At 51.3% G+C, this 9989-nt stretch carries 8 protein-coding genes; all 8 read left to right on the forward strand.

The window, feature by feature from the left end:
* Window positions 1-159 precede the first annotated feature (159 nt).
* The 8 genes from CLOSYM_RS05035 (at window position 160) to CLOSYM_RS05070 (ending at window position 9956) form a co-directional block, all read left to right on the forward strand.
* Window positions 160-1002: an FAD binding domain-containing protein gene (locus CLOSYM_RS05035; protein WP_009298513.1), complete on the forward strand. Its 843-nt coding sequence runs from the start codon at window positions 160-162 to the stop codon at window positions 1000-1002.
* The gene (locus CLOSYM_RS05040; RefSeq protein WP_009298514.1) at window positions 999-1502 is read left to right on the forward strand and encodes a (2Fe-2S)-binding protein; all 504 of its coding nucleotides are present in this window, start codon (window positions 999-1001) and stop codon (window positions 1500-1502) included. The genes CLOSYM_RS05035 and CLOSYM_RS05040 overlap by 4 nt, the downstream gene beginning before the upstream one ends.
* The gene (locus CLOSYM_RS05045) at window positions 1499-3802 is read left to right on the forward strand and encodes a xanthine dehydrogenase family protein molybdopterin-binding subunit (protein ID WP_021641221.1); all 2304 of its coding nucleotides are present in this window, start codon (window positions 1499-1501) and stop codon (window positions 3800-3802) included. Before CLOSYM_RS05040 ends, CLOSYM_RS05045 begins: the two co-directional genes overlap by 4 nt.
* On the forward strand, window positions 3799-4428 hold the full coding sequence (locus CLOSYM_RS05050) for a nucleotidyltransferase family protein (RefSeq protein ID WP_021641222.1): 630 nt from the start codon (window positions 3799-3801) through the stop codon (window positions 4426-4428). The genes CLOSYM_RS05045 and CLOSYM_RS05050 overlap by 4 nt, the downstream gene beginning before the upstream one ends.
* Window positions 4429-4521: 93 nt before the next feature.
* Complete coding sequence (locus tag CLOSYM_RS05055; protein ID WP_003507820.1) at window positions 4522-6135, forward strand: response regulator transcription factor; 1614 nt, start codon at window positions 4522-4524, stop codon at window positions 6133-6135.
* The gene (locus CLOSYM_RS05060; protein ID WP_003507818.1) at window positions 6136-7935 is read left to right on the forward strand and encodes a sensor histidine kinase; all 1800 of its coding nucleotides are present in this window, start codon (window positions 6136-6138) and stop codon (window positions 7933-7935) included. It abuts the gene before it with no gap.
* A complete protein-coding gene (locus CLOSYM_RS05065; protein WP_021641223.1) occupies window positions 7935-8906 on the forward strand; it encodes a substrate-binding domain-containing protein in 972 nt (323 codons plus the stop codon). Before CLOSYM_RS05060 ends, CLOSYM_RS05065 begins: the two co-directional genes overlap by 1 nt.
* A gap of 12 nt (window positions 8907-8918) precedes the next feature.
* Window positions 8919-9956, forward strand: coding sequence for a galactose ABC transporter substrate-binding protein (locus CLOSYM_RS05070; protein ID WP_021641224.1), 1038 nt, complete (start codon window positions 8919-8921; stop codon window positions 9954-9956).
* Window positions 9957-9989: the final 33 nt, after the last annotated feature.

Genomic DNA, 9989 nt, shown 5'->3' on the forward strand with positions numbered 1-9989 from the left:
CGACCAACCTCCCACGGGGACGGAAGACTCAGCCGGCCCCCTTACCACACCGGCCCCCGGACGCGTCCTCCGTTCTCAACGAAATTCTTGTTCTTCATACGGCTCTATGGTAAAATATCTGTAAACCATATGCGCCGGCAAATAGGGTGAGCTGCGGGAATGGACAGTCCATATACGGAGGATAAATTTGTGATTCATTATAAGAACTATGTTAAACCAAAGGATTTAGAAGAGGCATTTGCACTGAATGCCGGAAAATCAGCAGTGATAGCAGGGGGATTCTGCTTTCTGAGACTGCAGCAAAAGAATATCGGCACGCTCCTGGACCTCAAGGAGCTGCTTTCGGATCAGATAGAGGAGACGGGGGACGGATTCCGGATCGGAGCCATGGTTTCCCTGAGACAGATAGAACTGCATGAGGGATTGAACCGCTATACGGCGGGCGCTGCAGCAGATTGTACACGTCACATAGTCGGGACGCAGTTCCGCAACTGCGCTACGGTGGGAGGCAGTATTTTCGGCAGGTTTGGTTTTTCCGATCTGCTGACCTGTTTTCTTGTCATGGATTCATGGGTGGAGCTATATAAAGGTGGACAAGTTCCACTGGCCGAATTTGCTGAGATGAAGCCGGACGGGGATATTATGACCGCACTGCTCATAAAGAAAACGGGGATGAACATGGCCTATGAGATGATGCGCAACGAGGCGGTTGATTTTCCGGTGCTTTCTGCTGCTGCGGCTGAAGACGGCGCGGGAAATACGCGGATAGCCGTCGGCGCAAGGCCGTCCAGAGCCGGGCTTGTGACCTGGGAAGGTCAGCTGTCCGCACTGGACGCAAAGGAGAGACAGGAGCAAGCCGCCAGGCTTGCAGATACATTTAACTATGGAAGCAATATGAGAGGCAGCGCGGAGTACAGAAGGTATCTGGCGGGCGTCCTTTTGGACAGGGCGGCTGCGCGCATTGCGGCGCAGAAAATGAACCGGGAGGAAAAGACGAGATGAATCTGACATGCAGTATTAATAACAAGACGGTGAGCCGGGAAGTGGCTCCTGATATGATGCTTCTTGACTTTCTGCGTTCCCAGGGCTGCTACAGCGTCAAATGCGGCTGTGAAACAACGAACTGCGGACTCTGTACCGTCTGGATGAATGGAAAGCCGGTGCTAAGCTGCGCTGTCCCTGCGCTTCGTGCCGGGGGATGTGAGATAACGACCTTGGAAGGCGTGAGGGAAGAGGCGGAAGAATTTGGACGGTTTCTGGCAGGTGAAGGCGCGGAACAGTGCGGATTCTGCAGTCCCGGATTCATTATGAATGTGCTGGCGATGAAGAGAGAGCTTTCAAATCCGGACGATAGGGAGATTCGCGAATATCTGGCCGGCAACCTCTGCCGGTGCACCGGATATGCAGGGCAGATGCGCGCTGTCAGAAAATACCTCGAAGCCGTCGGAAGACAGGAGGCAGAGAAACAGGAGACAGAGAAACAGGAGGCGCAGAAATCATGAACCGAGAAAAGAATGTGAACCGCGCTGTGATGAAAAAGGATGCTATGGCTCTTGTGACGGGGGCGCCGGTTTATACGGATGATCTGGCGCCGAAAGACTGCCTGGTGGTAAAAGTCCTGCGAAGCCCCCATGCCCATGCGCTGGTTAAGACAATAGATACAAAACGGGCGTCTGCCGTCCCCGGCATTGCATGTGTGCTGACATGGGAGGATTCCCCGGCGTGCCGTTTTACCCAGGCAGGGCAGACCTATCCTGAACCCAGTCCCTATGACAGGAGAATTATTGACCGGAGACTGCGTTTTGTCGGAGATGTGGTTGCCATTGTGGCCGGCGATACGGAACAAGCCGTGGATCGGGCATTAAAATTAATAAAAACAGAGTATGAGGTGCTTAAGCCGGTTCTGGATTTCAGAAAAGCAAAGGACAACCCTGTACTGGTACATCCGGAGGAAGACTGGAAGTCCCTCTGTCCGGTGGGTGCGGACAATAAAAGAAACCTCTGTTCCAGCGGAAGCGAATCGGATGGCGATGTGGAAGCCGTTTTAAAAGACTGTGATCTGGTGATTGAGAGGACATACCATACAAAAGCCGATAACCAGACCATGATGGAAACATTCCGGGCATTTACGTATCTGGATGCATTTGGCAGGCTGAATGTGGTGGCTTCTACCCAGATCCCTTTCCACATAAGAAGAATCCTGGCGAATGCCCTTGGCATACCGAAATCTGCCGTCCGCGTCGTTAAGCCGAGAATCGGAGGGGGATTCGGAGCGAAACAGACCGGGGTGGCGGAAATCTATCCGGCCATCGTCACGATGAAGACCGGACGCCCTGCTAAAATGATATATACAAGATATGAGTCCATGATAGCCGCCTCGCCCCGCCATGAAATGGAGGTGACGGTCCGGATGGGTCTGAGTAAAGAGGGAAAAGTCCGGGCTGTGGATATGTATACTCTGTCCAACACGGGAGCTTACGGCGAGCATGGACCAACCACGGTCGGATTGAGCGGCCATAAGGCAATACCGATATACACGCCGGAGGCATTCCGGTTTACCTATGATGTAGTCTACACGAATTACCAGTCCTCCGGGGCATACAGGGGATACGGCGCCACCCAGGGGCTGTTTGCCGTGGAGACGGCTTTAAATGAGGCGGCTGCGCTTCTAGGTATCGATCCGCTGGAAATCAGAAGGAAGAATTTCCTCCGGGAAGGACAGATTATGCCGGCTTATTACAATGAACGGCTGGAGAGCTGCCATGTCAGCCAGTGCATGGAAAAAGCCAGGGCCATGATGGATTGGGATAAAAAGTATCCGTTTAAGGATATGGGAAACGGCAAGGTGCGCGGCGTCGGTGTCGGAATCTCTATGCAGGGCTCCGGAATACCCTGTGTAGATGTGGGGACCGTCACGATACGCCTGAGCGATGAGGGCCACTATAATATGATGATCGGGGCGACCGATATGGGAACCGGCTGTGATACGATTCTTTCCCAGATGGCTGCTGACTGTATGGATTGTGATGTGAAGGATATCGTGGTGTCAGGCGTTGATACCGACGTATCACCCTACGATTCCGGTTCCTATGCATCCAGCACTACCTATGTGACGGGAATGGCCGTTGTGAAGGCATGCAAGGAGCTGCGGGAGAAGATTATCGCACAGGGGGCGGAGCTTTTGGGCATACCGGCAAAAACAGCAGACTTTGACGGCGCCTGTGTTTATGCCGCGAACGAAGATAACGCAAATGATGGGTCAGCAAGTATTTCACTCAAGGATATATCCACAAAACGTATGTGCGGTTCGGGCCTGGCTCTGGAAGCCACGGTTTCCCATTCATCCCCTACCTCTCCGCCTCCGTTCATGTGTGGAATGGCGGAAGTTGAGGTGGATCTCCAAACCGGGAAAATTGAGCTCCTTGAGTATAAAGCGGCCGTTGACTGCGGTACGGTTATCAATCCGAATCTGGCGAGAATCCAGGCGGAGGGCGGCATCGTCCAGGGAATCGGCATGGCGCTTTTTGAGGATATAAATTATACGGATAAGGGAAGACTGAAAGAGAACTCCTTTATGCAGTATAAGATACCGGCCCGAGTGGAGATACCGGATCTGGAGGTGGAATTTGACTCCAGCTATGAGCCAAGCGGTCCGTTCGGCGCGAAGTCGGTGGGTGAGGTCGTTATGAATACGCCGCTTCCGGCCATCGTACAGGCGGTTTATCATGCTACGGGTCTTTGGTTCCGGGAACTTCCCGTTACGCCGGAAAAAGTGATAAGGGGGCTGGGTAAACTGCGATGATACATGTGATACTGCTGGCAGCCGGATATTCCAGCCGCTTCGGCAGCAATAAGCTGCTGCATATAGTTGACGGCACTCCCATGTACCGGCATGCGCTGGAAACTGCAGAGCAGTTCAGGCAGCGGTACTGTTGTGAGCCGGTCAGGCTGATTTTCGTGACGGCTTATGATGATATCGGAAAACAACTCAGGGAGAAGGACGGATTCTGCCTGTTCGGGGCTGCCAAGGCCGGGAACACGGCAGGCCGGGATCTGGTCGTGATGAACCCGAACAGCGGGCTTGGCATATCCCACTCGATTGCCCTGGGGGTGAAGGCTGCAGGCGCGGACCGGTTTCAGGAAGATGACAGCCTGATGTTCATGGTCTGCGATCAGCCGTGGCTGACGCCGGGCGATCTCTTAAATCTGGCAGCCTGTTTTAAAAGGTCGGGAAAATCAATCGGCTGTATGGCATATGGAGAACAGACGGGAAACCCCGTCCTGTTTTCGGCCGTCTACCGGGAGGAACTGCTTGGGCTCAGGGGAGACACCGGCGGAAAGGCCATTGTCAGGCGGCACCCTAAGGAGGTATGTCTCTGTCCGGTATCAAATCCCAGGGCGCTGGAGGATATGGATGAATTGCAGTAACAGTTCATGCTGTCCGAACTGTTACGAAATGCCGTAACAGTAACGGTAAAAATTGACAATGACATTGACAGGGAAGAAGATGAGTGAGACTGTATGAATCTCTATAAGATAATGCTGGTGGATGATGAGGAAGAGGTAAGAAAGAGTATTATAAATAAGATTGACTGGGCGGATGCCGGATTTGAAGTAATCGGGGATGCGGAGAACGGCAAGGATGCCCTGGAAAAGATTGAACAGAATGAGCCGGATGTGGTTCTGACCGATATTAAGATGCCGTATATGGACGGACTGACAATGGCGGAGACAATCAGGCAGCTGTATCCGTCTGTTAAAATTGTGATTTTCTCCGGGTTTGATGAATTTGAATATGCAAAAAAAGCAATCAAGCTGAATGTAATTGAGTATATCCTGAAGCCGGTGAATGTGGAAGAACTGACGGCCATCCTGAAGAAAATCAAGAAAAATCTGGATGAGGAGATTGAACAGAAGCGTAATGTGAATCTGCTCAGGGAGAGTTATATCAAAAATCTGCCGATTATCAGGGAGCATTTCCTGAATGACCTGATCCACGGCGGAGTACCCCGGGATATTATCCCGGAGAAACTTAAGGAGTATGATATTGATATCGACAATGCCCAGAAATGGGTAACGGCAGCCGTCCATCTGGAACCCGATGAAAATGTGGATAAGGCATTGTCGCTTCATAAAGAGAGGGAGCTGATTCCGATTTCGGTAAGGAATATGATTGAAGAGAAGCTGGATGGACAATTCCGCTTCATCATGTTCCACTCGTCCTTTGAGAGCGTTCTGATCGCGGCCATAGATGAAAACAACACTCAGACGGGGCTGGTCGCGCTCCTGGGCGATATCTGCAAGGAGACGAAGAAAATACTGGAGGTTTCCGTCACAATCGGAGTCGGGGAAGCATGTAATTCCCTGGCCGACATAGGGGGTTCCTTCCATTCCGCCCTGAATGCGCTCGGCTACCGGGCCGTGGCCGGTTCAGGCGGCCTGATTTATATCCGCGATGTGGAGCCGTTCAATCATGGAAAGCTCCAGTTTGACAGCCGGATGGAGTCGGAACTGATTGCAGCCGTAAAATTCGGGCCGGAAGATAAAATACGTTCCGTTGTCGGAGACGTGGTGGGAAAAATGGAGGAGACAAAGGTTCATTACCGTCAGTATCAGGCATATATCCTGGCTGTTATCAACGCCCTGACCCAGCTGTCACAGCAGTATGATCTGAGAATTAATGATATGTTCGGTGTGCAGACCGATTATTTTGAGATCCTTACAAAGGTGGAAAAGACGGAAAATATCAGGCAGTATCTCACCGAAGTCGCTTTCAAGATGAACCGGGCAATGGAGGAAGAGCGGAGTAATACGACAAAGAACGTAATTCAGGAGGCCAGGCAGTATATTCAGGAAAATTTCCGGGATCCCGATTTATCGGTGGAAAAAATCTGCCGTCATCTCCATATGAGCCCGGCCTACTTTTCAACCGTCTTCAAGAAGGAGACAGGACAGGCCTACATCGCCTATCTGACCGACGTGCGCCTGAACCGGGCGGTGGAGCTGCTTATGACGACGGAGGATAAAACTTACATCATTGCAGAAAAGGTGGGATACCCGGAGCAGAATTATTTCAGTTATGTCTTTAAAAAGAAATTCGGGGTATCTCCGACAAAATTCAGGGGAGCCAGATAAATGGAAAAAAAGGATAATAACCAGAGGCGGCCGTTTTTTCTGAATAACAGTATACGCACCACGATTTTTATTTATTTCACGGTGACGGCGCTGGCGGCCGGCCTGCTGATTACATTTTCCCTGTATCAGAGACTTTCCGGGCAGGTTACGGCTATGGTACAGGATGAGAATCAGAGGCTGATCGGCCAGGTGGCCCGTTCGGTGGAATCTTATCTGCGCACAATTATGAAGCTTTCGGATTCCCTTTATTACGGGGCGGTTAAGAATGCGGATCTGTCGTCGGAGTCGGTCGGTTCTGAGCTGACGCTGCTCTATGACAACAATAAGGATAATGTGGACAACATAGCCCTGTTTTCGGAGGACGGCATGCTGGTCGAGGCGGTGCCTGCCGCCAGACTGAAGCCGAATCTGGATGTGACGGGGGAGCCGTGGTTCAGGGATGCCCTGGAAAAAACGGAAAACCAGCACTTTTCGCTTCCTCATGTGCAGTACATTTTTGACAATAATGAGAACCAGTACCGCTGGGTTATCTCACTGTCCCGCGCCGTGGAACTGACAAGCGGCACCTCCACGGCTCAGGGTATCCTTCTGGTGGATATCAGTTACTCAAGCCTGGAACAGCTCTTTGACGGCGTAACAGCCGGAAAGGGCGGCTATGTCTATCTGATCAGCAGTGACGGAGAGCTGCTGTACCATCCGAAGATGCAGTTGATTGATTCAGGAAGAATGCAGGAAAACAATGTGGCGGCGGCAGCCTATAAAGACGGAAACCATATGGAGGAATTTGACGGAAGCAGCCGTTTTGTGACAATCAAATCCATCGGTTATACCGGATGGAAAGTGGTTGGCGTGACGCCTGAGAATGTCGTCACACTCAACACGATCAAAACCCGTCTTTTTATTGTATTTATCATAGCCCTGATTCTTTTTATCCTTGCCCTTATTAACTCCTACATCTCTTCAAGAATTACCAATCCAATCAAGGAACTGGAAAAGTCGGTGGGAATCCTGGAGGAAGGCAATCTGGATGTGCCGGTCTATGCGGGCGGCTCTTACGAGATACAGCATTTGGGTAAATCCATCGGGGATATGGCGGCGCAGATCAGGCTGCTGATGAAGGATATCGTCACGGAGCACGAGGCAAAACGAAAGCAGGAGTTTGATACCCTTCAGTCGCAGATCAATCCCCATTTCCTCTACAATACGCTGGATATTATCGTATGGATGATTGAAAATGAACAGAAGGCGGAGGCAGTTAAAGCTGTAACCGCGCTTGCCAGGTTCTTCCGAATCAGCTTAAGCAAGGGAAAAAGCATCATAACAGTGCGGGATGAGCTGGAGCATGTCAGAAACTACCTGATGATCCAGCATATGAGGTTTAAAAATAAATTCACCTATGAAATTCAGGCGGAGGACGGCGTATTGGAGCTTGCCAGCCTGAAGCTGATGCTGCAGCCGCTTGTGGAAAATGCAATCTATCACGGCATGGAATTCATGGACGGAGACGGTGAAATCCTTTTGAAGGTATGGAAAGAGGAGGGGGATCTCTATTTCAGCGTTATCGACAATGGTCTTGGCATGACGGAGGAACAGGTGGGAAATCTTTTTACCGGAGCCTCCCATGTAGATTCGAAACGCGGTTCGGGTATCGGAGTCAAGAATGTGAATGAGAGGATCAAACTCTATTTTGGGGAGAAATACGGCCTGTCCATCGAATCGGAACCGGATGAGGGCACAACGGTAAAAATACATCTTCCGGTCGTGACCTACAGTGAAGCCGTGGAGAGGGGGATGGTGTGATGGCAAAGCAGGAGAAAATCCTGTGGGGGGTTTTTGCGGGAATACTTGTCTTTTTATATCTCTTATCCTCCACTGATTTGATCATCAAAGAGAAGAAGACGGAAATTTATCCCGTTTCCATTGTAATCGGTGATACGACGGACGACTATTATGTCAATTTCCGCAAAGGTGTTGAACAGGCGGCCGATGATTATAATGTTGACATTAGCTTTATTACTCTTTTTGAAAAGGAAGATGCCGACAGCCAGATGGAGCTTGTAAAGCGCGAGATCGAAGACGGAGCGCTTGCAGTTATCCTGGAGCCGGTCGATCCGGTGGAATGCATGAGCCATATGGACACAGCGGCTCTCGGAAGTCCTGTCATTGTCGCCGGAGAACTGCTCCCGGTGGACAGCGTAAAGGCAGCGGTTTCCATTGATCATTATGAGGCCGGTAAAAAGATGGGCGAGGCAATCGCTGCGGAACATGAACCGGAGCTGCCGGTTTATATATTTACGGATAACCTGGGACACAGCTACAACGGGGAGGTATTTGAGGGGCTTAAATCGGTTTTGGAGGAGAAGGGCTTTGCCATGGCGGTCTATGAGCGGAAATCGCCCGACACATTCCGTAAGGTGATTGAGGAGACGGTGTATCCCGGAAGCGGTACGGCAGTCGTGGCCTGTCTGGATGCATCCAGCACAAGTGAGGCAGCCGATATAATTGGCGGAAGCCCGGTCTACGGGCGGTATATTGCCGGCCTGTATGGTACGGGGACGACGCCGTCCCTCCTGGGCCAGATGGACAAAGGGGTAATCCGCGGAATGATAGTCTCAAATGAGTTCGATGAGGGTTACCTCTGCGTGGAGAAAGCAGTGGAAGCCATCCGGCGAGGCAGCGCAAGGGAACAGATTACGCTTGAAACGTATTATATAGAAAAAACGGATTTAAGGGAAAACAAATTTGAAAAAATTCTGTATCCGATAGACTAGGGGGGGATTTCTATGAAGAAGCGAACGCATATCTGGCTTGCGGCGGCCGCCGCAGTGATTGCCGTGCTGGCCGGGACCATGATTATGAAGAATAACGGCGGGGAAAAGAAGGAGGACAAGAAATCAATCCGCGTCGGCGTGGCGCTGTACCGAGGCGATGATCCTTTTATCAACAACATCCGTTCAAAGCTGGAGGAAAAGGCTAAATCATATGAAAAGGGAACCGGAGTTAAGGTAGTCATGGATGTGGCCGATGCTAAGGGAAACCAGAATACGCAGAACAGCCAGGTGGACCGTTTTCTTTCCCTGGGCTATGACGCCATCTGCGTAAATATGGTGGACCGTTCCGCCGCCTCCTATGTCATCAACAAGGCGATGGATGCAGATATACCCGTGATCTTCTTTAACCGCGAACCGGTGGAAGAAGATATGAAACGCTGGGAGAAGCTCTATTATGTGGGAGAGGATGCCAAGGAGTCTGCGGTACTGCAGGGGAATATACTGGTGGATCTCTACCGGAGCAATCCCGACGGACTCGATTTGGACGGCAACGGAAAGGTGAGCTACGTGCTGTTAGAGGGTGAGAGCAGCCATCAGGATTCACTGATCCGGACGGAGTGGTCGATCCAGACATTGAAGGATGGAGGTGTTCCCCTGGAAAAACTGACAGGCGGAATTGCCAATTGGGACAGAAGCCAGGCCTCGGCTCTGATGGAGCAGTGGATGGAGGAATTTTCGCGGGAAATTGAGCTGGTGATTTGTAATAACGACGAGATGGCTTTGGGCGCCGCTGATGCCCTGGAACGGGGCGGTGATACGAGGCCGGTCAAAATTGTCGGAATAGACGGAACGCCGCAGGGCCTGGAAGGATTAAAGACCGGCAAGTTGTTCGGGACGGTCCAGTGTGACAGCGAAGAATATGCGGACGTAATATTTGAGATAGCCGCCGCCGAGTCACTGGGGCAGAATGTGCAGGATAAGGTGGAGCTCAAGCAGGGGAAATATTATCAGTGCAGTCAGATGGCGCTGACGTCGGACTCAGTAAGATAAGATTTAACTGAGGTTGGGAGGACGCATCCGGAA

The sequence above is a fragment of the [Clostridium] symbiosum ATCC 14940 genome, assembly GCF_000466485.1.
Classification (GTDB): domain Bacteria; phylum Bacillota; class Clostridia; order Lachnospirales; family Lachnospiraceae; genus Otoolea; species Otoolea symbiosa.

What these genes read in the sequence shown, in the direction of transcription:
- CLOSYM_RS05035 (WP_009298513.1), top strand. Translation starts at nt 160, where the DNA reads ATGGACAGTCCATATACGGAGGATAAATTTGTGATTCATTATAAGAAC.
- CLOSYM_RS05060 (WP_003507818.1), top strand. Translation starts at nt 6,136, where the DNA reads ATGGAAAAAAAGGATAATAACCAGAGGCGGCCGTTTTTTCTGAATAAC.
- CLOSYM_RS05055 (WP_003507820.1), top strand. Translation starts at nt 4,522, where the DNA reads ATGAATCTCTATAAGATAATGCTGGTGGATGATGAGGAAGAGGTAAGA.
- CLOSYM_RS05070 (WP_021641224.1), top strand. Translation starts at nt 8,919, where the DNA reads ATGAAGAAGCGAACGCATATCTGGCTTGCGGCGGCCGCCGCAGTGATT.
- CLOSYM_RS05045 (WP_021641221.1), top strand. Translation starts at nt 1,499, where the DNA reads ATGAACCGAGAAAAGAATGTGAACCGCGCTGTGATGAAAAAGGATGCT.
- CLOSYM_RS05040 (WP_009298514.1), top strand. Translation starts at nt 999, where the DNA reads ATGAATCTGACATGCAGTATTAATAACAAGACGGTGAGCCGGGAAGTG.
- CLOSYM_RS05050 (WP_021641222.1), top strand. Translation starts at nt 3,799, where the DNA reads ATGATACATGTGATACTGCTGGCAGCCGGATATTCCAGCCGCTTCGGC.
- CLOSYM_RS05065 (WP_021641223.1), top strand. Translation starts at nt 7,935, where the DNA reads ATGGCAAAGCAGGAGAAAATCCTGTGGGGGGTTTTTGCGGGAATACTT.